At 33.4% G+C, this 24,816-nt stretch carries 33 protein-coding genes and 1 pseudogene; 10 read left to right on the forward strand and 24 right to left on the reverse strand.

The features are described 5' to 3' along the window. The first annotated feature begins 36 nt into the window (after window positions 1–36). Window positions 37–246, forward strand: coding sequence for a KTSC domain-containing protein (locus ABH960_RS03720; RefSeq protein WP_002085762.1), 210 nt, complete (start codon window positions 37–39; stop codon window positions 244–246). Between the two features lie 67 nt (window positions 247–313). On the opposite strand, the gene ABH960_RS03725 is transcribed toward ABH960_RS03720, so the two are convergent. The 4 genes from ABH960_RS03725 to ABH960_RS03740 form a co-directional block, all read right to left on the reverse strand. Beyond that, window positions 314–526 carry a YqaE/Pmp3 family membrane protein gene (locus tag ABH960_RS03725; protein WP_002085763.1) on the reverse strand — a complete coding sequence of 71 codons (213 nt, stop codon included), beginning with the start codon at window positions 524–526 and terminating at the stop codon, window positions 314–316. A gap of 300 nt (window positions 527–826) precedes the next feature. Further along, window positions 827–1,486, reverse strand: coding sequence for a DUF6944 family repetitive protein (locus ABH960_RS03730; RefSeq protein WP_404442891.1), 660 nt, complete (start codon window positions 1,484–1,486; stop codon window positions 827–829). A 158-nt stretch (window positions 1,487–1,644) separates the two neighbouring features. Beyond that, window positions 1,645–2,355, reverse strand: coding sequence for an SDR family oxidoreductase (locus ABH960_RS03735; RefSeq protein ID WP_404442894.1), 711 nt, complete (start codon window positions 2,353–2,355; stop codon window positions 1,645–1,647). Window positions 2,356–2,680: 325 nt separating this feature from the next. Continuing rightward, a complete protein-coding gene (locus ABH960_RS03740) occupies window positions 2,681–3,019 on the reverse strand; it encodes a hypothetical protein (protein ID WP_219302200.1) in 339 nt (112 codons plus the stop codon). A 212-nt stretch (window positions 3,020–3,231) separates the two neighbouring features. Here ABH960_RS03740 and gerPF point away from each other — a divergent pair, with 212 nt between their 5' ends. Continuing rightward, complete coding sequence (gerPF, locus tag ABH960_RS03745) at window positions 3,232–3,447, forward strand: spore germination protein GerPF (RefSeq protein WP_001141569.1); 216 nt, start codon at window positions 3,232–3,234, stop codon at window positions 3,445–3,447. Window positions 3,448–3,732: 285 nt separating this feature from the next. On the opposite strand, the gene ABH960_RS03750 is transcribed toward gerPF, so the two are convergent. The 3 genes from ABH960_RS03750 to ABH960_RS03760 all read right to left on the reverse strand — a co-directional run bounded on the left by ABH960_RS03750 (window position 3,733) and on the right by ABH960_RS03760 (window position 6,607). After that, window positions 3,733–4,068: a YolD-like family protein gene (locus tag ABH960_RS03750; RefSeq protein ID WP_113937814.1), complete on the reverse strand. Its 336-nt coding sequence runs from the start codon at window positions 4,066–4,068 to the stop codon at window positions 3,733–3,735. A gap of 552 nt (window positions 4,069–4,620) precedes the next feature. After that, window positions 4,621–5,472 carry a peptidylprolyl isomerase PrsA gene (locus tag ABH960_RS03755; protein WP_002031835.1) on the reverse strand — a complete coding sequence of 284 codons (852 nt, stop codon included), beginning with the start codon at window positions 5,470–5,472 and terminating at the stop codon, window positions 4,621–4,623. Between the two features lie 139 nt (window positions 5,473–5,611). Further along, complete coding sequence (locus tag ABH960_RS03760; RefSeq protein ID WP_002136170.1) at window positions 5,612–6,607, reverse strand: glycoside hydrolase family 25 protein; 996 nt, start codon at window positions 6,605–6,607, stop codon at window positions 5,612–5,614. Between the two features lie 566 nt (window positions 6,608–7,173). Here ABH960_RS03760 and ABH960_RS03765 point away from each other — a divergent pair. Continuing rightward, window positions 7,174–7,368, forward strand: coding sequence for a hypothetical protein (locus tag ABH960_RS03765; RefSeq protein ID WP_002085768.1), 195 nt, complete (start codon window positions 7,174–7,176; stop codon window positions 7,366–7,368). Window positions 7,369–7,720: 352 nt separating this feature from the next. On the opposite strand, the gene ABH960_RS03770 is transcribed toward ABH960_RS03765, so the two are convergent. Further along, complete coding sequence (locus ABH960_RS03770) at window positions 7,721–8,224, reverse strand: MepB family protein (RefSeq protein ID WP_088005140.1); 504 nt, start codon at window positions 8,222–8,224, stop codon at window positions 7,721–7,723. Between the two features lie 220 nt (window positions 8,225–8,444). Here ABH960_RS03770 and ABH960_RS03775 point away from each other — a divergent pair, with 220 nt between their 5' ends. Continuing rightward, complete coding sequence (locus ABH960_RS03775; protein ID WP_404442902.1) at window positions 8,445–8,657, forward strand: hypothetical protein; 213 nt, start codon at window positions 8,445–8,447, stop codon at window positions 8,655–8,657. A gap of 93 nt (window positions 8,658–8,750) precedes the next feature. Here the strand turns inward: ABH960_RS03775 and ABH960_RS03780 are convergent, their stop codons facing one another. The 4 genes and pseudogenes from ABH960_RS03780 to ABH960_RS03795 form a co-directional block, all read right to left on the reverse strand. After that, entirely contained in the window at window positions 8,751–9,308 is a 558-nt protein-coding gene (locus ABH960_RS03780; protein WP_002065254.1) for a hypothetical protein, read from the reverse strand. A gap of 137 nt (window positions 9,309–9,445) precedes the next feature. Continuing rightward, window positions 9,446–10,021 (reverse strand): C1q-like domain-containing protein, encoded by a 576-nt coding sequence (locus tag ABH960_RS03785; RefSeq protein WP_404442905.1) that lies wholly within the window; start codon window positions 10,019–10,021, stop codon window positions 9,446–9,448. Between the two features lie 821 nt (window positions 10,022–10,842). After that, window positions 10,843–11,028, reverse strand: a pseudogene (locus tag ABH960_RS03790) (hypothetical protein); the annotation flags it as partial. A 516-nt stretch (window positions 11,029–11,544) separates the two neighbouring features. After that, complete coding sequence (locus ABH960_RS03795) at window positions 11,545–11,766, reverse strand: hypothetical protein (protein ID WP_404442908.1); 222 nt, start codon at window positions 11,764–11,766, stop codon at window positions 11,545–11,547. A gap of 76 nt (window positions 11,767–11,842) precedes the next feature. Here ABH960_RS03795 and ABH960_RS03800 point away from each other — a divergent pair, with 76 nt between their 5' ends. The 5 genes from ABH960_RS03800 (at window position 11,843) to ABH960_RS03820 (ending at window position 14,884) form a co-directional block, all read left to right on the forward strand. Then, window positions 11,843–12,451 carry a hypothetical protein gene (locus tag ABH960_RS03800; protein WP_219302191.1) on the forward strand — a complete coding sequence of 203 codons (609 nt, stop codon included), beginning with the start codon at window positions 11,843–11,845 and terminating at the stop codon, window positions 12,449–12,451. A gap of 112 nt (window positions 12,452–12,563) precedes the next feature. Beyond that, window positions 12,564–12,722, forward strand: coding sequence for a site-specific integrase (locus ABH960_RS03805; protein ID WP_404443348.1), 159 nt, complete (start codon window positions 12,564–12,566; stop codon window positions 12,720–12,722). Then, window positions 12,682–13,038: a site-specific integrase gene (locus ABH960_RS03810; RefSeq protein WP_113937808.1), complete on the forward strand. Its 357-nt coding sequence runs from the start codon at window positions 12,682–12,684 to the stop codon at window positions 13,036–13,038. Before ABH960_RS03805 ends, ABH960_RS03810 begins: the two co-directional genes overlap by 41 nt. 72 nt (window positions 13,039–13,110) lie before the next feature. Beyond that, window positions 13,111–13,425, forward strand: a complete 315-nt coding sequence (locus ABH960_RS03815; RefSeq protein WP_002012639.1) for a thioredoxin family protein — start codon at window positions 13,111–13,113, stop codon at window positions 13,423–13,425. Between the two features lie 577 nt (window positions 13,426–14,002). Then, window positions 14,003–14,884, forward strand: coding sequence for a cation diffusion facilitator family transporter (locus tag ABH960_RS03820; RefSeq protein ID WP_404443328.1), 882 nt, complete (start codon window positions 14,003–14,005; stop codon window positions 14,882–14,884). On the opposite strand, the gene ABH960_RS03825 is transcribed toward ABH960_RS03820, so the two are convergent. From ABH960_RS03825 to ABH960_RS03845, 5 genes are all read right to left on the reverse strand, one after another. After that, window positions 14,874–15,509, reverse strand: coding sequence for a phosphatase PAP2 family protein (locus ABH960_RS03825; protein ID WP_016094107.1), 636 nt, complete (start codon window positions 15,507–15,509; stop codon window positions 14,874–14,876). The two genes, ABH960_RS03820 and ABH960_RS03825, sit on opposite strands and share 11 nt — an antisense overlap. Before the next feature lie 77 nt (window positions 15,510–15,586). After that, the gene (locus ABH960_RS03830; RefSeq protein ID WP_404442913.1) at window positions 15,587–16,342 is read right to left on the reverse strand and encodes a sporulation protein; all 756 of its coding nucleotides are present in this window, start codon (window positions 16,340–16,342) and stop codon (window positions 15,587–15,589) included. Further along, the gene (locus ABH960_RS03835; RefSeq protein WP_242308425.1) at window positions 16,324–17,145 is read right to left on the reverse strand and encodes a serine/threonine protein kinase; all 822 of its coding nucleotides are present in this window, start codon (window positions 17,143–17,145) and stop codon (window positions 16,324–16,326) included. The genes ABH960_RS03830 and ABH960_RS03835 overlap by 19 nt, the downstream gene beginning before the upstream one ends. Next, entirely contained in the window at window positions 17,145–17,327 is a 183-nt protein-coding gene (locus ABH960_RS03840; protein ID WP_002141661.1) for a hypothetical protein, read from the reverse strand. Before ABH960_RS03840 ends, ABH960_RS03835 begins: the two co-directional genes overlap by 1 nt. Window positions 17,328–17,437: 110 nt before the next feature. Beyond that, window positions 17,438–17,617: a YozD family protein gene (locus ABH960_RS03845; RefSeq protein WP_002012644.1), complete on the reverse strand. Its 180-nt coding sequence runs from the start codon at window positions 17,615–17,617 to the stop codon at window positions 17,438–17,440. Between the two features lie 149 nt (window positions 17,618–17,766). Here ABH960_RS03845 and ABH960_RS03850 point away from each other — a divergent pair, with 149 nt between their 5' ends. Next, the gene (locus tag ABH960_RS03850; protein WP_000456534.1) at window positions 17,767–17,934 is read left to right on the forward strand and encodes a DUF3930 family protein; all 168 of its coding nucleotides are present in this window, start codon (window positions 17,767–17,769) and stop codon (window positions 17,932–17,934) included. A 4-nt stretch (window positions 17,935–17,938) separates the two neighbouring features. Here the strand turns inward: ABH960_RS03850 and ABH960_RS03855 are convergent, their stop codons facing one another. The 7 genes from ABH960_RS03855 to ABH960_RS03885 form a co-directional block, all read right to left on the reverse strand. After that, complete coding sequence (locus ABH960_RS03855) at window positions 17,939–18,601, reverse strand: hypothetical protein (RefSeq protein ID WP_002012647.1); 663 nt, start codon at window positions 18,599–18,601, stop codon at window positions 17,939–17,941. Window positions 18,602–18,874: 273 nt separating this feature from the next. After that, window positions 18,875–19,090, reverse strand: coding sequence for a YozE family protein (locus tag ABH960_RS03860; protein WP_002085796.1), 216 nt, complete (start codon window positions 19,088–19,090; stop codon window positions 18,875–18,877). A gap of 72 nt (window positions 19,091–19,162) precedes the next feature. Beyond that, on the reverse strand, window positions 19,163–19,435 hold the full coding sequence (locus ABH960_RS03865; protein ID WP_002085797.1) for a YokU family protein: 273 nt from the start codon (window positions 19,433–19,435) through the stop codon (window positions 19,163–19,165). After that, window positions 19,432–20,850: a lysine 2,3-aminomutase gene (gene kamA / locus ABH960_RS03870; protein ID WP_002012651.1), complete on the reverse strand. Its 1,419-nt coding sequence runs from the start codon at window positions 20,848–20,850 to the stop codon at window positions 19,432–19,434. The genes ABH960_RS03865 and kamA overlap by 4 nt, the downstream gene beginning before the upstream one ends. Before the next feature lie 209 nt (window positions 20,851–21,059). Next, entirely contained in the window at window positions 21,060–22,445 is a 1,386-nt protein-coding gene (gene rocR, locus ABH960_RS03875) for an arginine utilization transcriptional regulator RocR (protein ID WP_404442921.1), read from the reverse strand. A gap of 191 nt (window positions 22,446–22,636) precedes the next feature. Continuing rightward, a complete protein-coding gene (ablB, locus tag ABH960_RS03880) occupies window positions 22,637–23,536 on the reverse strand; it encodes a putative beta-lysine N-acetyltransferase (RefSeq protein ID WP_404442924.1) in 900 nt (299 codons plus the stop codon). Next, window positions 23,533–24,801: a peptidase gene (locus ABH960_RS03885; RefSeq protein ID WP_404442927.1), complete on the reverse strand. Its 1,269-nt coding sequence runs from the start codon at window positions 24,799–24,801 to the stop codon at window positions 23,533–23,535. The genes ablB and ABH960_RS03885 overlap by 4 nt, the downstream gene beginning before the upstream one ends. Between the last annotated feature and the right edge of the window lie 15 nt (window positions 24,802–24,816).

The raw sequence follows: 24,816 nt of genomic DNA on the forward strand, positions 1-24,816 counted from the left end.
AGAAACCATCTAAAATGAAAAATAAGGAGTTGCGTAATGATGAAGCTATCTCCCGTTATTTCAAAAAAATTAGTTGCTGTTGGCTATAATCCTTTTTCTATGATTTTACGTATTCAACTAAAGAATGGTATGTATGATTTCTTTAATGTGCCAGAAAGCATTTACACCGGTTTATTAAACGCACACTCTAAAAGTTATTATCATAATACTTATATTAAAAATTCTTACCGCTATACTAAAATTTAAACTTGATTGGCATACAAAAAAGAAAGGCGAATCAAATCCCCTTTCTTTTTTGTATGCCAATCGCAATTTACCTTCTATTTCTTTTATTAATTTCATCATACGCCTGAACTTGTTTTTTAAGTCGCCTGTCGGCTTTTTTATCATGTACGACAAGAACTGCGTGTATCGCTCCTGGAACCCAAAAAATTAAGGTTAAAATGAAATTAATAATCGCTTGAAACGGCTTTCCGCAAAATAAAACAGCTACCGGCGGAAGTAGAATTGCTAATAAGTACATCATGTCTGAAAAACTCCTTAATGTTTATTTTTCGATTCTTCCCCATCCATCTCCTACACTATCAAACCTATGAAATCATGTTATTTCTAAAAGCGTATATAAGAACTCATCATTACAAAAATCACATATAATAGTATAACTAAATGAGGAACCTCTCACTAACGTTAACAATCTATTTTCACCTGTTCGTTTATATGTATATTCTACGCCTATATGAAAAAGCCTACAAAAACAATTAACACATCCGTCTTGTCCTACTTCTAAAATTGAAATACTCCAAACTTCATTGAAATGAGTATTTCATCACCTTTTCTTAGATTCCAATCGTTGTTCCTCTACTATTTCGGTTAATCCAATTGCTGAAATTACAGTACCTATTGCCTGTATCCAAATACCTATTAGCCCTAGTATACGTTGATCTTCTTTATCTATATTAATGTCTTCTTTTCCCTTTTCTTCTTTTGGTATATTTTTAATACCTTCATATGCTTGTAATCCCGCACCTAAACTTTGCATTGAATTCCCTAATACGATAATCCACTGTATTCCATTTATCTCATTCAATGCTACTTCTACTCCTAAAAAAGCGCCAATTGATTGCAAACTATTTCCAGTAATTATAAGGAAATCATTTTCTTTCATTTGTTCATTGAGATTAAAATACGTTCCTATTACATTTGAAATATTACCTAAAGCTAATAACTCAATCCCCGTTTTCGCTAGCGCTTTATTTTTATTATCTATAGTTACCTCTTGCTTCTCACATTTATCTTCATCTTTCGCATCATTAGTTGCTATAATTTGTAATATATATCCGAGAGCTTGTAATGAACTCCCTACAATAACAAGATCCGACTCAATCTTTTCTTCCCCTGCAAACCCTCTAGTTGTTCCAATTGCTGCTATAAGATTTCCTCCTACTTGAAACCAGGCACCTGTCAATTCTAAATCGCGTAGGTTCATTTCCCATCACCTATATTCAAATTTTCTAGTACATTCAAAACAAACAAATATCACCTTTAATTCATTATTCTATTTTTCATATGTAATTTTGTGCATCACATAATGTACTAATAATACAAAAGAGCACCTTTCAGGCGCTCTTTTTGACAAGGAGTTTCTCAATAAATGTATGCCGGACATGTCAATGACTCACCGTTTTTATCTATTGATATATTTAATATATAATGAATTGCTTTATGTGACCACATTTCAGGTGTAGGAGATTCTTTTACATATTGAGGTGCACATAAGTGAAGCATTGGAGTGCTAATACTGCCACCTGGATCTAAAGCAACTACTGCCATACCATTTGGTAGTTCCATTGCCATTGACTGCGTGATACCTTCAACAGCAAACTTCGAGGCACAATATGGCGCAAGTTCAGCCTCGCCTTCTCTTCCCCAACTAGAGCTCATATTAATAATAATTCCTTCTTTCCTAGCTATCATCGCCGGGACGAACGCCCTAATGACATTTACTACCCCGTTCACATTTACACTCATTACACTTTCAAATTCTTGTGCGGTAACTTTCCATAGAGGTGCATTTTGATTAACAATCGATGCATTATTTATTAACATATCGGGAGCCCTATACTTATTAAGAATACGACTTGCCCATTTACTAACTTGGTGATGATTTGAAACATCAATTATTTGAAAATCATGTGAAGCACCGTAATATTTATTAAGCTCTTCAATTTTATTTTTTGAGCGCCCACACCCTACTATGTTCCATCCCAATTCATGAAACCTATCAACCATTGCACGTCCTAATCCTTGCGTTACTCCAGTAATAATTACAAGTTTCCCAATGTCGTTTCGCTCCAACTTCATCTCCTCCTTTCCATTAATATTACTCTTTTTATTCTTATTCAACTTCTCACTTAAGTATCAATTCATTTCATACTTTAGAAGTATTTTTAATATTACATATTACAAACAAAAAGAGTAACCATCATAGTTACTCTTTTTGTTTGTATCGTTATTATTTTTAAATTGTATCTTCTCTTCCCTACATTTCTCACATCGATAAATATAGGTTACACCTTAATGAAAGTATATTTATGTTTACGGTTCGATTTATCCAAATACTTTTCAATCCACTTTTTCAACTTAACAGATCCCACCTCTATCAAAGAATTTCCACCTAGTCTTATAACATACTTTTATTTAAATTCTCAATCTCATTTTGCAACTTTTTAAATTGCTCAAAATGCATTGTTATAGATTGAATACTATTCCTTTCAACATTTTGCTTTACTAATAAAACACCTGTATCGTGAAAAATCGCTTCAAGTTCTTTCCTTATAGATACTTTCGTAATATATGCGGTTTTAATTGCCGATAAAATTGCTATTTCATTAAAATTTAATTTTATTTCATTAGGACAAAATGCTTTTTCGATCAATGTGACATCATTACTATAAATAAAAGCAACAAGTTTACTTGATTCTGCATCTGTTAAATCCACTGTTTTTATAACATTATCCATTACATTTCGCCCCCTTTAATTCCATATATATTAATTATTCAAATTTGTTCTTTTTAAAATTCAGCTCTTCATTAATTTTAACATACTTTTTGCTCGATTGATTAAACAAAGTTTCAAACATTTTTCTATTCCGGAATATTTGTCAAATGAACCAATTAGACTGTACCTTCATATAGTAATGCAAACAATTACTTATAAAGTAGGTGAAAATTATGCCCTCAGTTGTTGGGAATTTAGTTGTACAAAATAGTAACGGATCTTTCAACTTAGGTGATTTCTACAATGTTTCCCCAAAAGAGAATACGAAAGCTTATAACGGCTCTGGCGCATCTAACGTTGGTTTCGTAGTGAACACTTTTAGTGGGGTTAGCGCGACTAATACATTTGATTCTGATCTAGCAGATCAAAACCAAGTTGGTACGGCCTAAACAGCTCTGTAATCATTTTTGTATAACATTTTAAAATTTGTCTATACTATACTCAGGCTGATACACAGCTATCGTCGATTTTTTGAGTGCCAATCTTTTTCTCCCTTTCCCTGGGACTAAGCAGCTAGCTTGCATCTAGCTGCTTTTTCATTTAGTTCTTCACCTCTTCAAAAAATTAGGTTTTTACAGATAGCCTGACTCACAGCCGAATTTTGAGGTGTAAATCTAATTGTCCGCAAATAGCTGGATAAATTAAAGAAGCTAAACTTCAAAATTCAGCTTCTTTTAGGTTACATCAATTATGTCCATTGCAGAAAATATATATGTTTTATAAAATGCATCTGTACATTTTACAATTTGTTGAATTGGATTTATATGAACCACTGTCATATAACTCGTAAGTATGTATCCTTCTTCAAAATATGTCACTAACATCTCTTCTTCAGACAATAATGAAGTTAATAATTTGTCTGAAATGCTGTCTTTCGCTTCATTTGTTATTAGCGGTCTTTGGACTTTTAATTTCTCTCCAATAATTTTTTTCATACTTAATAATTGCTCCGACATTACTGTAAACGGAACCCACTCTCTTCCTTTTTCCTGTACCTTTACATAATTCATTTTCTTTACTCCTCAATTTTCTACATCTATCCATTCATAAGAATAGAAATTTCACTTCTAAATACACTTTATCCATCTCTTATTTATATGTAGCGTAGCTTTCCAATTCAAAACTATTTATGAATTTGTTGAAATCTCCACTTCGAAAGAACGTTTGTTCTAATTATACACGAACGAACGTTCTTATGGAAGTGCAACATGTAAATTTTTCAAACAATATGCAACTTTAACCTATGAAATTTATTCATATCTTTAAATTATGTCCTCTATTCAATTTCTAAGAAAATATATTTAGTTTATATTTAACAAAATTAATTAACTAAAACATTATCATTTCAACATTTTGCGAAGTAATTGCTAATTCCTTTTTATTTACACCAAAATTTTCTATTGTAATTCTTAATATTTAAATGTAATATTGTATTGTCTTACTATTTATTTATAACTCACACACTAACGCGAAAAGGGAACTCTATATGAGTTCCCTTTTCTATTGAAAACAAAAAAACAGAAATATAGCATTATGCTAAATCTCTGTTTTTCTTCTAAACCTTATTTCTCATCTAAGAATTTAAATGTATCTTTAAATTCTTTATCTGTTACTTTAATATCTGCTTCTTTCAATAGATCATTGATTACTTGTTGTTTCCATTTACCTGTCGCATCTTGCAGTCTTTGTTGTTCTAAATCTTTTCGAATCGTATCTTTTACTTCATCAAATGGTTTCAATTCTTTTTTATCCGTCACTTTTATTATATGATAACCATAAGATGTTTTTATTGGCTCACTTACTTGTCCTGCATCTAATTTATACGCAGCTTCCTCAAACTCTTTCACAGTTTGACCAGGAGCAAAACCAGCTATTTCTCCGCCCTGTTCCTTTGAACCAGTATCTTCCGAATACTGTTTCGCTAAAGCAGTAAAATCTTCACCATTATTTATTTTCTCTTTTACTTCTTTCGCAGTTTTTTCATCTTTCACTAAAATGTGACTTACCTTCATTTCAGGTTTATGGTTATCTTTCACATCTTTATCTGTGACAGTCGCTCTAATCGCTTTCTCAAGTGCAATTTCTGGCTTCATTCTCTCTTTTAATTCATCTTCATTCTTTAATCCTACTTGCTCTAAAGCAACTTTAAACTTGTCACCCATTTGTTCCTTCGCTGCTTCTACTTGTTTTTTAGCTTCTTCATCTGAAACTTTATATTTATCTAGCAATGCCTTATTTAACATCATTTGAGATAAAGTACTTTTTCCATATGTTTGCCTTAATTCTTTACTTAACTCTTTCTCTGTCACGTTTCCTACTTTTGATGTTGCAACATTTTCTGAGGAACCACACGCAGACAATGTTAGCGCCACACATGCAATAATAGTTCCCATAAATAGCTTTTTCTTTTTCAATTCAAATACCTCACTTTGATAAATGTATATTAGGAACTATACAGCGCTATTGTGAAATCAATGTGTTTTCTGCAAGTATTTCTCTTCATGCCAGAGACAAGCTTTATTAAATAAAAAAGCCGGCATAAAGCCGACTTTTTTATTTAATCTGCACATGTTCTTCTTTGATCCATTTGTTCCCACCTATATCTATATATCCATCTTGACGATTCCAAATACGATAAGGGACCTTCCCATCGACCGCACCTGTATCATTCCCGTTTGGCCCATCGTACGTTCTAATTTCATATCCAGGTGTGTACTTTGAATATGCATAAAACCATTGTACATTAAAATGTTCTAACTTAGCCCACTGTTGTTCACCACCTAAACAAATCATATCTTTTTCGCCACCTCCCCAATAACCTTTATAGATTAAATATGGGATTTTTTTCGTAAGTCTTCCTATAAATTGCGGATTCGCAGGATTTTCATATAAATTAATTCCGTATCCATCATCATATTTTGAAACTGCAATACCAATTCCATTTGGTTGCTTACTGTCTCCAATACTAGATTGATTTGTTTGATTTGAACCTATAAACCAAGAAAGATTTTTATTCCCAATTAATTGATTCAAATCACATTTTCCAATACCAGGAACATTTCCTGAATCAGTATATTGCCAAATATCACAAGGATATGCTGGTTTATTCCCTCCATAACGAGGAATCCAAATAAAATCAGCATCAATATTGCGAGCTCCAAATGATACATACGTGTGATGTCCTACATATAAACCAATTTTTTTTGCACCTAATCGGCGTAATTCATCAATAAATGCTTGAGTCCCGCCTTGCATATCTACCATTGTTTGAACTTCTACATCTGCCACCCAAAATTTAGCGTTTTTATCGCCACGATTCCAAAAATCTTGCGCTTCTTTTTTTGCATCTGAAATAGATATAAAACGGCAAAATGCATAATTCCCAAATGGGATACTACGTTTCTTCATTTCTTTCACATAACCTTGATACATAAAATCGACCGTATTCGAACCATCTTGAACTCTAGCAATAACTAAATCTAGCTGAGACGCTGCAATATCCCAATTAATATTTCCATTCCATTTCGAAATATCTACAATATAACCCATTACTAATCAACTCCTTTTTATTATCTTATTCAAAGCTTGTTTTATTGCTAGACCCATACGCCTAATAGCAAGCTTCTATAAGACAAATAAATATATTTTCATCATTTTTTAAAACTAAATAATTTCTTTTTATCCATAATAAATAAGTCCTTCTTTTTTTCATTTGTAAACGATAAACTTGCGTTTATTTCATACTAAATATTGAGATAAAACTATAAATAATGTACATACTACATATAAGCAATTTTTGCTTATACTCATGAATGACCTCCAAGATTTTTCAATCTCCCTGTAAAAAGGCAGCTAAAAAAAGCTGCCTTTTTACAATTTATTATATAGAGACAAGTTAATTAACGCTTATTCCCTCATATTAGTCTGTTTTTAAGCTTTTTATAAACATGATATATATTTTTTCACAACACTATTTTGATACGTAATAGAAATTACATCAACTCATACAGTATATGTAATAATCAACTACAATAAAAATTACATATTATATTAATATGTCTTCCTAATTAAAAGGAAATAAACATATAACCTCTGTTATGTAAGGAGTTTATTTAATGAAAAAAATCCCTATCGTATTCAAAGTTCCCCCGAATTCAAAGCTAAAAGTTACATTCTATGGTCCTTGTAACGAAGTAATTACAAATGTATCTTTAATTAATCAACTACTCACCCCTACCTGCCAAACTGTATCTCAATATCCAGACTTCAAGAAATATATAACTGAAGTCCGATCATTATCAAATTGTTAATCGTATAATTTTATGATTTATCATTTCGAACAGTACGATAACAAAATAATAAAAAGAGCCGCATCTTTCAAAAGAAACGGCTCTTTTTCATTTCACAAAACATGACTTCATTAAAAAACTAAAATAACTCATTAATTGATATTCTGTTGATATTTTATTGATATTTTACACATATTAATGAAATGCGCATATATTATCGTATGGAGATTCTCCACTCATAAAACCTATCTTTTTTTGAGCATACTTTATTTGTATGCTCCTTTTTTATTCTTTACTTAACGGCTTACCCTGTTAATATTTCCAAATATCATCTGAACGAACATTGAATATTTCATTTTTTTCTTATTATGTGCTATGAATATAAATTTAATAATTTATCTGTAGCTACATTTTCAGTATCACTTAAATCGACAAAATAATGAAGTTGCCACAATTGACTCTTCTTAGCTTGATTACTAATAGGTTTATCCCAAATAGGGTAAACCCTCATAGCCATTTTCCCTTTTTGATTTTGAGTTTTTAATATTTTTTCTTTTAGAAGAATCTCTTTTGGAAAAATAAATTGTCCTAGTTTATTATCCGCTATACAAGTGATAACTAAAAGGTTAGGAGCTGAATCATAAGAAAATGCCTGATTGCTCGTGGAGGCATTCTTCTCCCAAAAAGAAACAAATTGTCCAATCTTATTAGGCGTAATTTTTGATACCCTAAATCGGATGCTTCTATTATTTAGCTGGAATACCCCTCCTGCATATTCTGAATTTTGCTTTTCTTCTTTTCGTTTAGTAATTAATAGATTATTAGGTTTGTAAATCATTTCATCTAGTTTTTCAATTATATTACTAAAATTTGTCATGTAAACGCACCTTTTTTATTTTCCAGTATACCAAGAACGTTCGTTCTTGTATATTAAACTTAAACAAATGTTGGCTTTGAATAGTCTTTCAAAGATTATTTTATCTACTCCATCCATAACTTCAAATTTACTTTTATAGTATTTATTGCATTACTCTTCCAATTCCTTGTATTCTTCATTATTTCATTAATATATTAATAAAAAACGAGGCACATATTACATGAATCCATCCAAATTTGACTTCGGCTCCATAGAGCAACCTTTATTCCTATTAATTTTATATCTTATCGCAATTCTTTTAACACTCGGCATTACATTTAGTATATGCCATTCCCTTTTACTAAATTTAAATGCACCGAGATGGGTAGCAAAACTATTAGCTATCATATTAACTCTAGGTGTTGCTTATCAAGTGTTTATGAACTTATTTTAATATATTACCAATTTAACACCTTTAACTAAAAGGCCCTACCATAAGGTAGAGCCTTTTTTAAAAAAAATAGTCCATAAATCACAAACATGTCTTTTATTTTATTGGAGATGGGAATCTTGCAGCTTCAAAATGCGTACTAATAAATCCTGGATCATTTTGTATAATCAGTCCATCTACATCACTCTCAGCAAAAATTTCAACTACATCTCCTGCATGTAATTGAAGTATTGTTGAAACAGCTACGACATTTGCAAAATTGGGTGGACCAAAAAAGTCATTATCTATCGCTATAGCTGGATTATCATTCACCCGAATTTCTACACGCGCTCTATAATTCGTATTACTATCATTAGGTGCAAAGCTGATTGTACCAATAATAGAATAAACCCCTCTAGTCTTCGGAATAAAATCTGATGTTACTGGATTATATTCATTCGCTAAATCAAACTGTTCATTTTGGAATAATACTTTAACAAAAGTATTTGCAGTGACATTTTGATCTACTGTACTAACCGCTCTAAAAGCAGATGCCCTTACAAGTTTATCTTTCTCATTATCACAACACTTATCGTAATAATCTGTACTCTTCTTACAACAAGTATGCTTTGTCTTTTTATAGCCATTGCAATGCTTACAATAATAATAAGACATATTTATATCTCCTTTCTAAATCTATTGTTGTATACTATGCAAAATAAATTTAAAAAGTTTGGACGAGCTATTGCTATTATGAAATTAAAAAACTCCACCGAAAAGCAGAGTTAATAAAATTTTTTCCTTTTTAATATTTATACAATTGGAGATGGGAATCTTGCAGCCTCAAAATGAGAACCGTCTTCTGTACTACTAATAACCCCATCTATACTACTTTGTGCAAAAATCTCGACAATATCACCTGCATGTAATTGAAGTATCGTTGAAACACTTACGACATTACCGAAATTTATTGGACCAAAAAAGTCGTTATCTATAGCAATTGCCGCATTTCCATTCACTCGAACTTCTACACGCGCTCTATAATTTAAATTTGTATCGTTCGGAAAGAAACCAATCGTCCCAATTACGGAATAAACTCCTCTAGTCTTCGGAGTAAAATCTGATGTTGCTGGGTTATATTCGTTCGCTAAATCAAATTGTTCATTTTGAAATAATACTTTAACAAAAGTATTAGCTGGAAGGTTTTGATTAACTGTATTTACAGCTCTAAAAGCAGATGCTCTTACAAGGTTATTCTCCTTATGATCGCAAGGACAGTCATCACATCTTTTACCGCACTTATTATAATAATCACTTCTTTTTTTACAGCAATCATGATTTTTCTTTTGGTAACTCTCACAATTCTTACAGTAGTAATAACAAGACATATATAGTGCTCCTTTCTAATCTACTACTGCATAATATGTATGCTAGACTTGGAAAGTTTGGACAGGTTATTGCGATTACAAAAATAAAAATGCTCCACCATAAGGCAGAGCGAAGAGAAAGTATAACTTTTAAAAACAAAGCACTCATGTAATATTCTGGTTAAATCAGTAATACAAATTATCTAGTTTCATCAACTCGGATTTTCAGAAAAAACTCCTCTGTACGATTTTATTATTATTGAATAGATTATATTGTTAAGTGAGATATGCAATATTTCATATTTTATTATTTCAATATTCCTTTATTGTCGTTGAGTTGTAAACATTCTCTTAAAAACACTTTAAAATCAACACTTACTCTATAACAAATACTTTTTCATCCTTCAGAATTACCTGTAAGCATTATATTCAAATATTATTATTGCAAATTATTGACCTGTACAAACGTATAATTTTTGTGTATTCTATGGACAAGGAGTAAGGTAAGAGTTACTCTTTGCCATTTTAGGAAAGGCCCTGTTGGAGACAACAGGGCCTTTTTTCATAAACTAAATCGGTAACATCCCCTAACTAGTAAGCTTTCTTTACCTAAACATCATGCATTTCTTTTTGCATACACCGCTACTCTTCTTCGACTGTTTCGTTTACAATCATCAGACACTATTTAACAGTACATAGTTCATTTATCCAGCACTTTCAAAACAGCTTGTACACCGTTAAAATACTTCATGCACTTACAAATAAATTATCCGTTCTTGTACAGGATGAGTATAAATTTTGGAATGTCCTGATATTAAATTACTTACAAGGTTTCATACCACTTATACTTTTGGAGACGGGAATCTTGCAGCTTCAAAATGCGTACTATCTTCTACATTACTAATAACTCCAGCTACGCTACTTTGTGCAAAAATTTCGACTAAATCCCCTGCACTCAATTGAATTATGGATGAAACAGCTACAACATTAGCAAAGTTTATTGGACCAAAAAAATCATTATCTATTTCATAGACACCATTTATCAAACACTCCATGTTTCTTCACCCCTTGAATATTTTTTAAATAAAAATACATACTATTTTCAAGCCGTGGTATCCACGGCTAGTACTTCTTTCTTTTGTTACAGTAGTAAGCAGGCAGGTTCTTCACCTATCTGCTTTCTCTGTATATTTTTTTAGATATCGAAAATACTACCTACAAGCTGTTTGAACTAGCAGCTTCACTCTTCTTGTAATGGGAAAGCAATTTATCACAATTAGCTAACTCATTCAACTCACAGGCAGACAACCAAAATTGTTGTCTGCTTTTTGTATGGAATTTTTCATTTTGCATATACTACTTTTGAGCCTGTTTACCAACGCAAGCCATTTTGGTGTTTTGAATTCCGACTAAGCTTTTATGTTGCATAGATTATTACATATTTGACAACACTGGTTAAAAGCGCGTTTTCTGGTTATTCGTAGTTCTAGTCCAGAATAATTTTCCTTCTATAAAGGACAGCAGGTACGACTGCTCGTCCTTTTTTATTGCCCCAAATACTTTTGTAACAATTCCAACGCTTCATTAATGCTCCCATTTAAATCATCAAGTTCAGCATCTTCTGGACACTCCTGCAAAATCACTACCGCTCGACTTATGACATCTTGTAACTTTTCGATATCGATAGAAGTTGTAATAATTCCCTCTTGTTCTTGCGGATCAGCTTTGCCGTAGCCATTGTGCATGGACATCTGGTTTTCTAGCATCTAGCTCACCTTCTTAAAAAATGCAGGATTTCCCTTTCCATTATCGAATTAGTAATGTTTGGAAAGGGGGTGTAACATGGCAGAAATTAAAGTAGGACTTACACAATTTTTAGACTTCACACTGAAAAGTAGTGCAGCTAAAACAAACTTTGTAAAAAATCTAAAATCTCAACCTGAATACCAACCAGCTTTTGATTACTGGAAACAATTACGAGACACTGTTATTAAATTTCATCAAAATGAACTACCTTTTGAATGTTTCGAAACATTAGTGCAAACGGTTGATCAAAAGAAAAAGCAAAACTATATCGATGTCATAAAGCAGTACAAAAAATTTATTAAAAACAACGACGTCTCTTGGTTCGATCCAGGAAAATCACATTGGATATCAGATAATTTAATCGTCCGCTCATCACCTGAACTCGGTTTGCTCATTAATGATGAGCCGCATCTTATCAAACTATATTTCAAAGGAAAAAAAGAGCGAATTGATAAATACAACATCAACTCAACACTGACATTATTAAATGAATCAACATTTTCAGATGAACATAACGATGTGAATTATACGGTTCTTAACATCCAAAAGAACAGAATGTATACGAATAACTCTATTAATAATGATCATTTAATAGCGCTTGAATCAGAAGCTAACCAGCTTTTTTATATATGGAATAAGGTGTAAAGGGTACTATCCATCTCTTTCAATACCTTTTCCATGCATAATTTGGGCACAATTTTCACAAATCCTATCAGTTTCATTTAATTGAAGCTCACCTTCTTGTTCCTCATAAACAATGCAGGGTGGGCGTTTTTTAGAACATGCAAAAGAAAACCGTTATTATATCGCTTATCTTCTTGCTATTACATGTGGAATGCGTAAAGGTGAAATCTTAGGTCTACAATGGAAAGAGATTGCTGATTTTACCTGCCATTACTTTAATGGCACTAAATGACCATCTGCAAAAAATCTCTGAGGAAAAAGAGCGATATGATGAAAGCTATAATGACTACGATTTGGTCTGCCGTTTCAGAAGTTTGACACAGCTCTGGAAAAAGCTTATAAAGAAAAGTGAGGTTCCCGATATTCGGTTCCATGATTTGAGGATTATGTTAAAGCAAGGTATACATCCGAAGATTGTGAGTGAACGATTAGGACATAAAAAAGTAGGTATCACCTTGGACACCTACTCACATATTGTACCAGGACTTCAGGAAACTGCGGTGGATCAATTTGCAAACGAATTATTCGGAAAGAAAAACTTTTGTTAGAAGTTTTCGTTTCTAGGCAAAAACACCGCCTAAATAACCCCAAATATTATAAGTGAAAAAGGAGAAACAAACATGAAAGAAATCAAAGCTGAACAAGAATTCAAAGACATCATCGCAAGCGAGGAGCCAGTAGTTGTTAAGTTCTTTACTACATGGTGCCCAGATTGCGTGCGTATGGACAACTTTATCGGAGATGTAATGGAAGAGTTCAATAAATTTGAATGGTATTCTATTAATAAAGATGAGTTCCCAAGTATTGCTGAAGAGTATCAAGTAATGGGTATTCCAAGCCTACTTGTATATCAAAATGGCGAAAAGTTAGGTCACTTACATAGTGCAAATGCAAAAACGGAAGAGCAAGTTACTGAGTTTTTAGAAGCATACTAAGAAACGAAAAACCTCTGAAAAATCATCAGAGGTTTTTTCGTTTTCAAATTGTTCTTTACCTTTGTCTCTTTCTGGAAAGTGAATATTATAATGCTTTCTCCTCTTCTTATTGAAGAATTTTGTTATCATTTCTTATATATTACTCACACGAGGAATTACAAAGAGTCATTTTGCGAAAAATATATATGAAAAAATTTTTGAGAATCGTTATTCTCGCCCTCTTTCCATTTTCAATAATCATCATTACTTGTTTAATAAAGTGAAGGCTAATAATCAGTGGGGGTTTTGTTCATCCCCCACTGATTATTAGCCTTCACCAATCGGGCGTTTACGGGCAGCCCGACTCCCACCTAACTTCTTTGCTCCAACTGAATTTTGAGGTGGGGGTCTTACTGCCCTCAAATAGCGGGATAAATTTCTACTTTGTACTTTTCAACATATTTTTCCTTAACGAAACTTTGTTATCCCCTTCTTAAAAAGCTATAAAACGTCAACAATGTTTGTATAGACTCACACGAGTTTCGTTTGATACTCTATGTATAGAAAGAAATTCCTTGTAGAAAGGCGAGTGATTAAAATGGATTCTCTTTCTCATAAAGAAGCTGATAAAGGTGCTATTGTCAGCATTATAGCCTACATATTTTTATCCTCTATGAAAATCATCATCAGTTATATTACCCTCTCTAGCGCATTACGTGCTGACGGTTTGAATAACTTAACGGATATTGGTGCTTCTTTAGCAATATTAATTGGCCTGAAAATTTCTCGTAAGCCTCGTGACCCAGATCATCCATATGGGCATTCGCGTGCAGAACAAATCGCATCACTTGTTGCTTCCTTTATTATGGCAACGGTCGGATTAGAAGTTGTTATTAGTGCAATTCAATCGTTTTTCAATCCGAAACAAGCAGCACCTAATGTACTTGCTGCATGGGTGGCTTTATTTTCTGCTGTCGTTATGTACGGTGTATACAAGTATACGAAAAAGATTGCAATACGAACAAAAAGTAAATCATTAGAGGCTGCTGCAAAAGATAATTTATCAGATGCTCTTGTAAGTATTGGTACAGTAGTAGGTATAGTCGGAGCACAGTTCCAAATGCCTATTTTGGACCCTATTGCTGCTTTACTTGTCGGTCTTATTATTTGTAAGACCGCGTGGGAAATTTTCGTAGAAGCTTCTCATATGCTAACAGATGGAATTGATCCTGAAAAAATGGATGAATACGCTGATGCTATCGGGCATATTTCAGGTGTAGAACATATTGTAGATATTCGCGCTCGTATGTATGGGAATCAAACGTATGTAGATATTACAATTGAAGTAGATGCTCGAATAGATGTTAGAGAAAGCCATTGTATTACTGACAATATTGAAGATATGCTTCGAAAGAAATTCGGAATTTACCATGCTCATATTCATGTGGAGCCCATGCAAAAAGAACCTATTATGACATAGGTTCTTTTTTAATGAACGCCTTATGAAATATAACACATAAAACGAGCCAGCTACCTCCCGCTGCCCATCCGGCTAATATGTCAGATGGATAGTGCACGCCAAGATAAATTCGGCTAACTGAAATAGATAATACAACGAAGCTTGCTATAAAAATAATCAGCAACTTTTTATGCAATGAAATACGATCTTCTGTAATTGTGACGTATGCAATAAATCCTAAAAAAGCAGTAGCATTCATCGTATGACCGCTCGGAAAGCTATATCCAGTTGCTGTAACAAGCTGCGTCACATCAGGTCGTGCTCGTTCATACCATAGTTTGAGCATACTGTTCAAATAACGTGATCCGTAATAATTAATTGTTAGAAGTAATGCACTTAATATTTTTTTTCTAAGAAGAAAATACATTACAAGTATAATGAGTAACGGGAAATATATTCTTTTTGAACCGATAAAGGACACCCAAGTAAAATAGGTTGTCAAATACTCGTTTCGGAAACTTTGAATAAAGTGTGCGACTACATTATCAAATTTTTCAATACAAGCGGTATGATACGAAAGTGATAGTGCGACAAAACAAATGAGTAGTGTACAACTTAACAAGTATAAATGTCGGTATCGTTTCACATACATAACCTCACTATGCAAAAAAATGGAGCGGTTGTTTTAGTTTTCCTCCCCATTTCTTTTTTATGCATAGTTTATTAAAAAATATTATTGTTAATTTTTTGCTGCATCGTTGGAATATCTTCGTTTGTTACTGTAAAGCGAATAACCTTCTCATCAAGATCAAGCGCTTCTGCGAATAAACCAGCCAATCCACGTGATTTTCTATCTACTTCCATAATAATTTCTAATCGGTCGTGGGCACTTGGCAAAATTAATAATTCTAATTCATCTAATTTCCCATAATACTCTCCGGAGACTGGAATAAACTCAAATTCTTGCGCGAATGGAACTTGCTTACGTAATCGATACGGTAATTCTTCGCATTCTACATGACGCGCTTTAAAACCTAATTGATTTACACTATTTAATACACTGTTCAATAGTGCATTCGGCAACACTTGAATATAATCACGGTCACTTGGATCAATACTAAGTTTAATATCAAGGCCTGTATGAACCCAAACCGTTTTCATTCCAAGTGTTAGTGGTACTTCAATTGGCATTAAAAACGAAAATGGAATTTCCACTTTTTCATTTGGCTCTACAGAAAATGGATCTGTTAAACGAACTCGCTCCAAATCATACGTTGCCGTTACTTTTTTATCATCCACTTCTCTTACATATGACGTCGACAATGTCAAGTAAATGCTTTCAATTTCTTGGTTAACTGAACCTCCAGTTATATGAACCTTCCCTACTATCTCTTCTCCAACTATATACTCATCTTTTTCAAGAACGGTATCTACTTTTGCACTACCAATACCAACGCTTGCTAAAAACTTTTGAAACATGAAGTCTCCATCCTTTCTAAAGCGTAAGCTACATCTTTTTTCAAATCTTGTACATTTTCATAGTAGGGCGCTTTCATTTGTAACATTCGCATTAGCATGTCGCGATTATATTCTTCCAGCGCTAACTCTTCATACCAAGGTTTTTCCTTTTTTTCAGTCGATTCATAACTAGCATACAATAAAAATAATACGAAATGACCGAGCGCATAAAAATCGCTACGAAAGTGAACTTCTCGCATCAAAGCTTGTTCACCTTCATAAGTTATAGCACGCTCATCACCCTCACCTTTCAATTTAGCCAATCCAAAATCAATAATACTAATCTGATTTTCTTTCATTAATATGTTTGGAATACGTAAATCTCGGTGAATGATACCTTTACTATGAAAATACGAAACAATTCCTAGTACTTCATATAAAATTCCAAAAACTTCACGTTCATCATATACTTGGCCATCTAAGAAAATACAATCTTCGAAATTTTCCCCCGGCATATACTCCATCACCAAAAAGTTCTTTTTCTCCCATATGAAATGATCATGTAGGTTAGGAATTGACGCATGATTTAATGTTTGTAAAATCACTTTCTCTTGCTCAAATGATTTTCTACCAGACTCATATCTTTGTTTACTTTGCCTTAATTGTTTTAAGACTTTATATTTATTTATTTGCAAATCATTAACGATATATGTAACCCCATAACTGCCCATTCCAATTACTGATTCAATCTTATAACGCTCTGCAACGATTGTATTTTTTCGCAGTGGTCTATCAAATAAAGCTAGTATACGACGCCATTTCATCAGCTACTTGAAAAGAAACTACGGCTTTTACGTTTTCTTTTATAATGCTGATGCCCATAACCAGATGAACGTCGTTTATTATCGCTACTTGAATATGAGCGCCCTCTATGACGATAATCACTACTTGAATACGAACGATGTTTTTTCTTTCCTAATAAAGAATCAATAATTTTTTTGAACATCCCTTCACCTCTTGTATAAAATTTTCTTTTAATTATACCAACAATTCTTGTCTATATTTGTGACAAGTTTGTAAAGAGTAAAAAACGACGAGTTAAGCCCGCCGTTACTTTCAATCTTCCTCTTCATCAAAAACTTCATCAATCATGCATTTCTCTAATAAATACTCAAATGTAATATCTGCCAGGTCCTCAATTTCTTCTCTTTTTGGAACGTACCCTCTTTCAATTAGTCGCTCATAAAAAAACTCCGCAATCTCTTCCGTGTCAATTACGACTTCAATTTCCTTCATGAGCATCACTCCTTTATTTCTGTTTTATGAAAAAATCTCAAAATTATGTATATGAGATTAGAAAAATAGTTTTTCTTTTTTTATAAGTCATATCATGTAGGTAAAGGGCATACGATGTTAGTACAAGCTATCCAAAGGGGGAAATAATAATGGAATACCAATATGAAGTAGATCAAGAAGTAGGGCAAACAAAAGAAGAGTTCATGCATGAAGATCAATGGGCAGACTCTCTTATTAAATGGCTTTTTATTTTTTTAATAATTGTAGGCATACCTTATACTGCATATGTTGTTGTTCAATTTATTCTCTCTTTCTAGTTAACTATTTTTTCTCTGTCAATTTAACTAAATAATTTTGAACAACATCCATAACAATTTTATATTCTTCATCTTTAAATGTATCGAATAATAAATGATAATCATTATAAATATCTAATAACCCATCAATAATTTCTTGGCGATTCGTCTTTACACTTACTTTTTTCGAATTGTTAATCGACTTCAATTTTCCTAAATCCAATTTATTCATACCAGCTTTATCTTGTTTCATTTTCTTCAAAATTGCATTTGCCGTTTGTGCATTGGCAAGTAATGTTAAATCTGATTCATCAGCTTCTAACCATTCACCATCAGTAATTCGTGACAATTCATATATAGTATCTTCCCATGCATCATTTTTATATCTCCATACTTCTGTACGAAAACCAACAATACGAAAAACATCTTTATCATATCCAGTTACTTGCACGAGATCACCAAAAGTAAAGTTATAATTTAATTCAATCCACTCTGTGTCGCCCTTTTTCATTTCCTGCTCTGTAACATGCTGTAAAGTTTGTTCTACATAAAATCCATCGTGATTATTTACTTCGTATACGTAAACTCCATCTAAAACTTTCATATTTGTAACTTTCCCAACGGTTCCATATAGCGTAATCACGACTATGTCTCCTACGTTATATTTAGGTTGTTTTTTCCTTGCCATCAATATCTCTCCTTTTTTAAACGTCGTGATTTTGATAACAGTATATGCAACCTACATAAAAACGCTTATCACATAAGCTTATATTCATAAATTTTTTCAATAAAAAAGTAGAATTTGTATATAACTTAAAAAAGCTAGTATTTAAACTAGCTTTCACTTTTCATTTATGTTCTAACAGCAAGACGTATTGTAAATAAAAAAGCATAATGAATACTTCACTTCTTTCAAAGTAATGTATTCATTATGCTTTCATTTCCCTAAAACTTCATATCGTTATCTCTCTTGTATATATAAATCCCATGCATCATCAAATATAGACATACTTTCTAGCATTCCACTTAACTCTAAGTATGAACTAATTACATCATAGTCTTCAGATTGCTTCGGAAAACTTAAATCATCATACATCGCCTCTGCTAAATCTGATATTTCATTTTTAAATAAAGCTGCACGGTGCTTCATCATATAATGGTAAAATGTCTTTTTCAAAAATATTCCCTACCTTTCTAACTTGGGTACATTATACAAGGCAAAAAAGAAAAAAACCAGCATAAAAGCTGGTTAGAAGTCGAAATAATTCCTTTTTAATAAACGTGGTCTTCCCATCAACTCTTCGTATGTTAGTTGTTTTGGTAAATCTTTCGTATAAATTAAAAACAACTGATCTTCAATTTCTTTTACAGTATGGTCTGCTTGATAGTCCATTCCACATGAGGAACAAGTAATACATGGTGTCTCTTGGATTTCAATGGCTTTCGTACCATCTGGTAATTCCCAATATACAGTATTCAAGCTTTCTTTCGCTTCTGTACTGTCACACCACATACAATTCATACTACGTCACCCTCATTTTTTTTATCATCATCTAACTTTGCTATTTGTGCTTGATATTTTTTATCTTTTAATTGATCACGCTTATCACGTTTATCTTTTAAAGAAGCATGCGTTTCATTGACTTCATAATCTTTGCGGCGATTCATACGTTGTAAATCATCTGGAACAAGATTAAATTTCTTATCACTCATCAATCCTGCAACGCCGATATCAGAACGTTTTTCTTCATAAGTCGGATAAATTTCTTTAAAGTAGCCTTCTGCTCTTCCTGGGATATAGTTTTCTGGTTCTGGATACGTTGTAATAACCCCTTCAAAGTTACGAAGAACAACTTTATCCGCACTTTGTGAAATTAAATAGTTTGGCTGAAGCGCAATTTTTCCGCCTCCGCCCGGTGCATCGACAACGAAAGTTGGTACTGCATAACCAGACGTATGTCCACGTAAGCCTTCAATAATTTCAAGACCTTTCGAAACTGGTGCACGGAAATGACCGATACCTTCTGATAAATCACATTGATAAATGTAATATGGACGAACACGAATTTTCACTAAATCATGCATAAGTTTTTTCATAATTGGAACGCTGTCATTAATTCCAGCTAAAATTACAGCTTGGTTTCCAATTGGAACACCTGCATTTGCAAGCATTTCACATGCTAGTTTCGATTCTTCTGTAATCTCAATAGAAGTGTTAAAATGCGTATTTAACCATACTGGATGGTATTTTTTAATAATGTTACACAGGTTTTCTGTAATACGCTGCGGGAATACAACTGGTGCTCTCGTTCCGATACGAATAATCTCGACATGCGGGATTGCTCGTAAATTCTTTAATACATATTCTAAAATTTTATCATTAATTAGAAGTCCATCACCGCCAGAAATTAAAACGTCACGTACTTGTGGTGTTTCACTAATATAAGCAATCGCATCATCTAATTGCTTTTTCGGTACGCCCATTCCAATTTGTCCACTAAAACGACGACGTGTACAGTAACGACAATACATAGAACATTGATTCGTTACTAAAAATAGTACACGGTCTGGATAACGATGAGTTAATCCTGGAACTGGTGAATCTTCATCTTCATGAAGAGGATCTTCTAAATCATATTTTGTTTTATATAACTCTTCCGAAATCGGTACTGATTGCATCCGAATCGGACAGCGTGGGTCATCAGGATTCATTAGCCAAGCATAGTACGGTGTAATGTTTAACGGGATCGTTTTCGTTGAAATTTTAACGCCTTCTTCTTCGTCAGGTGTTAAGTTAATTACTTTCTTTAAATCATCTAAAGTTTTGATCGTATTCGTTAATTGCCAAACCCAATCATTCCATTGTTCTTCTGTAACATCTTTCCATAATTCAATATCCTTCCAGTGACGATTTGGTTTGTATACATCATGTAACATTGCTATTCCCCCTTTTTATACGCTCATCCTTTATATAAGCAATAATTATGCCAACTTCATATTCTTGATAAGTAAATGCGAGAAATACCCTATTATATAAGAGAATAAATATTTTTAAGTGCTGTACTAAAACGCTATTTACTATCATATTCATTACTTGTTATATATGTAAACGCTCTTTTATTGGTGCAAACACACAAAACCGCCGATTATTCGGCGGTTTTGTCGTACTTGCTCAGTTTATATTGAAGCGTTTGACGCGGAATACCTAACATTTTTGCTGCTTGCAAAATATTACCTTCCGTTTCAATTAACGCTTGATCTATTAATTCTTTTTCCGTTTGATGTAGAGCTTCCCTAAGTGGTAATATACTTTTCTTCTCCTGAATTTTCTCTTTCCGAAATGTTCTTGGCAAGCAATTTGCTGTTAACGAATTCCCTTCTGTAATAATGACGGCATGTTCAATCGTATGCTTTAACTCACGAACATTTCCAGGCCATTGATAAGCTTGTAATCTTTCTTTCGCTTCCTTATCAATTTGAAGTACACCTTTTTTATAACTTTTATTATATTCTTTCAAAAAGTAAGACGCTAATAACAGTACATCCTCAGTTCTTTCGCGAAGCGGCGGGATATATAATGAAAACACATTTAATCGATAGTATAAATCAGTGCGAATTTTATTTTCTCTTAAACATACTTCTGGAGGCTGATTCATTGCAGTAATAACGCGAACATCTACTTTTCTCGTCTTATTATCACCAATGCGACGAATAACTCCATCTTCTAATACACGTAGCATTTTTGCTTGTAAATCAAGCGGCATTGAATTCAGTTCATCTAAAAATAATGTCCCTCCATCTACAAGTTCAAATAATCCTGCTCGTTCGATTGCCCCTGTATAACTACCTTTTGTCGTGCCAAACAGCAAACTTTCTAATAGCGACTCTGGCAAAGCTGCACAGTTTTGTGCAATAAACGGCTTATTTTTTCGTTTAGAAGCTTCATGAATCGCTTGCACAAATAGCTCTTTCCCCGTTCCAGTTTCACCATATATTAAAACATTCGCATCGGTTGGCGCTACTTTTTGTGCTAACTCTTTCGTCTGTTTAAAGCGGGAATCATCAGTTACAATTGTCTCGAATGCAACATGCTTTTTCACCGTTTTTTTGCTAGTCGATCGTTTTATTTTCGATTGTAGATCTACAATCGTATCAGTAAGCTTTTGAATAGTAGAATAATCTTTCGCAATTTCTACAGCACCAGCAATATTTCCATCTATTAAAATAGGTAACGTTGTATTGACCGTACAAACGTCTTCCCCATTTAAATTTTGGTAATGTTGAACTTGGTGTACGATTGATTTTTTTGTATCTAATACGTTCATCAACGTACTTGTTTCTCTGGATAATGACGGGAATGCTTCTAATAAATGCTTTCCTAGCACATTTTCAATTTTAGATCCATCATGTTTTGCAGCAACTGTATTATAAAAGATTGTAATCCCATTTTCATCTACTGCATGTATGGCCTCATCTATACTGCCCAAAATCGCTTCAATGACTTCCTGTGTCGAAACTGCTAGCAATGTCATCCCCCCTTTTGCCGAAAATCCAGCAAATTCATCGCCGAATTTTCGGCACCCTCTGTGCGATTATAAGCATGACGATTCCGTTCTACTATTTTGATGAAATGTGTATATATTTTTATTGCTTATTTATGGTTAAGTGACACTTTAATCAGTGGGGCTTTATTCACCCCACTGATTATTAACCCGACTCCCACCTAACTTCTTTGCTTTACAGCCGAATTTTGAGGCGGGAGTCTTACTGCTTTCGAATAGCTGGATAAATCTTTCACCCATATATTCATATCTTCCAACTTATCAAAAATGTAGCAATTATTCGCAAGCCTTCCCGTATATGTATAGCCTAATTGATGAAAGGCTGCATTCATACCGAAAGATAGCGAGCGAGCAATTGTATAAGAACAAAAAATAGATTTTTCTTGGAGCTCTTCCTCCAATTTAATTAACAGACTTTTCATGAAACCATGTTTTCGATATTCAGGTAATGTAGCACAATTCGTTAATTCTGCATTACCTTCTTTCACGTTCATTTCAGCAGATGCTGTACTAATAATTTCCCCCTCGAATTCATAAACATAGTAAATTGTATCATCTTCCTTCATCGTCTGCTTTACATAATTCCCATCATTTAAAGGTGTCGGATAAACTTCAAATACTTTTCCAAAGACAATTGCTAATTCTTCCGCATCCCCTTCTGTCGCTTTTCTTAACACAAATTCCTCTGGGACTATTTTTTCTTTCACTTCTTTTTCTTTTACACCACTTAAAATAGTATCTTCCTCAGTCCAATGAATACTATTTCGTCTTTCATCATTATGATATTTCACGAAGAAGTGCGCATCGTGCCCTTGAAAATAATGAGGTATCGTTGCTTCCAGTAAGAAACCGAAAGAGAGCCATGTTGAAACATGCTCTCCCTTTCCTTTAATAATACATTTAGTGAAAGAATGTTTCTTTGCTAATTCATCGATTGTTTGTATGATGCTTTCAACATTTCCTGTATAGTGATCAACTCTAATACGTTTATTAAAATAATCTAAAACCCCTTCTACTGTATAATGCTTTGTCTGTTCACTAAAAGATTCATAGTATTTCATTTTTTCACCTCACACCAATCTAGTAATGTACATGCAATTATTTTTGCGGCAGCAATCATTTTATCAACTTCTATATATTCGTTTGGATAGTGTGCTACTTTCGTCTCTCCTGGACCAAATACTATCGTGGGTACGTTAGCGATTTGTGTGAACAAACCTCCATCTGTTCCCCATGGCGAAGCTTCTATAATCGGCTCGTTCCCTTCGATTTCAACAAAGTTATGTTGAAGCGTTGTAATAAGTGGATGATTTTCTTCTAGTTCACCAGGAACCCATCTAGCCCCAAACCATTCTACTTCTACAGGATTTTTTACAAACCAACTATCCACATCTTTTAATTCACCAATCCAGCCCTCAAACTCTTCTTTTGCTGCCTCTATAGTCTCATTCGGCGCAATACCACATCTTCCTTCTAAAATTAATGAATCGGGAACAGAACTTGGCCAGCTTCCCCCTTCAATTTTCCCAACGTTAATTGGAATTGGAATCGGAATCCCCTTAAATAACGGATCTGTAATTCGACCATTTCTCTTCTCTTCTAATTTTCTCAAATGCTCTACAACAAACATACTTTTTTCAATTGCACTTACTCCTTCATAACGTGTACCACCGTGTGCTGCTTTTCCTTTTATATGTAGACGAAACCACATTGATCCTTGTTGTTTCGGAAAAAACTTCATATTCGTCGGCTCAGGAATAATAACGCCATCTGCCTTATATCCTCGTAAAATAGTGGCTAATGTTCCTGCCCCACCGCTCTCTTCTTCTATTACACTTTGAAAATGTATATCACCTTTTAGTTCAATACCAGATTCAATAATCGCTTCCATCGCAAGCATAAGTGAGACATTGCCGCCTTTCATATCTGTTGTTCCACGTCCATATATGCGGTTTCCTATTTTCTCTCCACTATATGGATGATGGTCCCACTGATTTACATCCCCTTCTGGCACGACATCAATATGCCCGTTTAAAATCATAGATTTCCCTTCGCCACTTCCTTTTAAAGTCGCTACAATGTTCGGGCTATCTGTAAAACTTATACGAGGTGATACGAAATAAGGGTGATCTTTCATTTCATTAAAAGCAGGCTCCCAAATATCAAGATTTAGACCTAACTCACGCAACTTTTCAATAACAATTGCCTGCGCACCACTTTCATCACCAGATACGCTCTTTTCTTGAATTAATCGTGTTAAAAATTTTACACTCTCTTCTTCATGACCCTCAATATAATCACAAACTTGTTTTTTTAATTGCTCCATATATTACAACTCCCC

This window comes from Bacillus sp. RC252 (assembly GCF_044909215.1).
Lineage (GTDB): Bacteria > Bacillota > Bacilli > Bacillales > Bacillaceae_G > Bacillus_A > Bacillus_A mycoides.

Coding starts and splice junctions, on each gene's coding strand:
- ablB (WP_404442924.1), bottom strand. CDS start 23,536: ATGAAATACTATGAATCTTTTAGTGAACAGACAAAGCATTATACAGTA.
- ABH960_RS03765 (WP_002085768.1), top strand. CDS start 7,174: ATGAAAAAAATCCCTATCGTATTCAAAGTTCCCCCGAATTCAAAGCTA.
- ABH960_RS03830 (WP_404442913.1), bottom strand. CDS start 16,342: ATGTTTCAAAAGTTTTTAGCAAGCGTTGGTATTGGTAGTGCAAAAGTA.
- ABH960_RS03885 (WP_404442927.1), bottom strand. CDS start 24,801: ATGGAGCAATTAAAAAAACAAGTTTGTGATTATATTGAGGGTCATGAA.
- ABH960_RS03815 (WP_002012639.1), top strand. CDS start 13,111: ATGAAAGAAATCAAAGCTGAACAAGAATTCAAAGACATCATCGCAAGC.
- ABH960_RS03720 (WP_002085762.1), top strand. CDS start 37: ATGATGAAGCTATCTCCCGTTATTTCAAAAAAATTAGTTGCTGTTGGC.
- kamA (WP_002012651.1), bottom strand. CDS start 20,850: ATGTTACATGATGTATACAAACCAAATCGTCACTGGAAGGATATTGAA.
- ABH960_RS03725 (WP_002085763.1), bottom strand. CDS start 526: ATGATGTACTTATTAGCAATTCTACTTCCGCCGGTAGCTGTTTTATTT.
- ABH960_RS03770 (WP_088005140.1), bottom strand. CDS start 8,224: ATGACAAATTTTAGTAATATAATTGAAAAACTAGATGAAATGATTTAC.
- ABH960_RS03820 (WP_404443328.1), top strand. CDS start 14,003: ATGGATTCTCTTTCTCATAAAGAAGCTGATAAAGGTGCTATTGTCAGC.
- ABH960_RS03855 (WP_002012647.1), bottom strand. CDS start 18,601: ATGGCAAGGAAAAAACAACCTAAATATAACGTAGGAGACATAGTCGTG.
- ABH960_RS03760 (WP_002136170.1), bottom strand. CDS start 6,607: ATGGGTTATATTGTAGATATTTCGAAATGGAATGGAAATATTAATTGG.
- ABH960_RS03750 (WP_113937814.1), bottom strand. CDS start 4,068: ATGAATTATGTAAAGGTACAGGAAAAAGGAAGAGAGTGGGTTCCGTTT.
- ABH960_RS03865 (WP_002085797.1), bottom strand. CDS start 19,435: ATGAATTGTATGTGGTGTGACAGTACAGAAGCGAAAGAAAGCTTGAAT.
- ABH960_RS03785 (WP_404442905.1), bottom strand. CDS start 10,021: ATGTCTTGTTATTACTACTGTAAGAATTGTGAGAGTTACCAAAAGAAA.
- ABH960_RS03850 (WP_000456534.1), top strand. CDS start 17,767: ATGGAATACCAATATGAAGTAGATCAAGAAGTAGGGCAAACAAAAGAA.
- ABH960_RS03780 (WP_002065254.1), bottom strand. CDS start 9,308: ATGTCTTATTATTATTGTAAGCATTGCAATGGCTATAAAAAGACAAAG.
- ABH960_RS03805 (WP_404443348.1), top strand. CDS start 12,564: ATGCAGGGTGGGCGTTTTTTAGAACATGCAAAAGAAAACCGTTATTAT.
- ABH960_RS03840 (WP_002141661.1), bottom strand. CDS start 17,327: ATGTTCAAAAAAATTATTGATTCTTTATTAGGAAAGAAAAAACATCGT.
- ABH960_RS03740 (WP_219302200.1), bottom strand. CDS start 3,019: ATGGATAATGTTATAAAAACAGTGGATTTAACAGATGCAGAATCAAGT.
- ABH960_RS03845 (WP_002012644.1), bottom strand. CDS start 17,617: ATGAAGGAAATTGAAGTCGTAATTGACACGGAAGAGATTGCGGAGTTT.
- ABH960_RS03800 (WP_219302191.1), top strand. CDS start 11,843: ATGGCAGAAATTAAAGTAGGACTTACACAATTTTTAGACTTCACACTG.
- ABH960_RS03835 (WP_242308425.1), bottom strand. CDS start 17,145: ATGAAATGGCGTCGTATACTAGCTTTATTTGATAGACCACTGCGAAAA.
- gerPF (WP_001141569.1), top strand. CDS start 3,232: ATGCCCTCAGTTGTTGGGAATTTAGTTGTACAAAATAGTAACGGATCT.
- ABH960_RS03730 (WP_404442891.1), bottom strand. CDS start 1,486: ATGAACCTACGCGATTTAGAATTGACAGGTGCCTGGTTTCAAGTAGGA.
- rocR (WP_404442921.1), bottom strand. CDS start 22,445: ATGACATTGCTAGCAGTTTCGACACAGGAAGTCATTGAAGCGATTTTG.
- ABH960_RS03795 (WP_404442908.1), bottom strand. CDS start 11,766: ATGCTAGAAAACCAGATGTCCATGCACAATGGCTACGGCAAAGCTGAT.
- ABH960_RS03775 (WP_404442902.1), top strand. CDS start 8,445: ATGAATCCATCCAAATTTGACTTCGGCTCCATAGAGCAACCTTTATTC.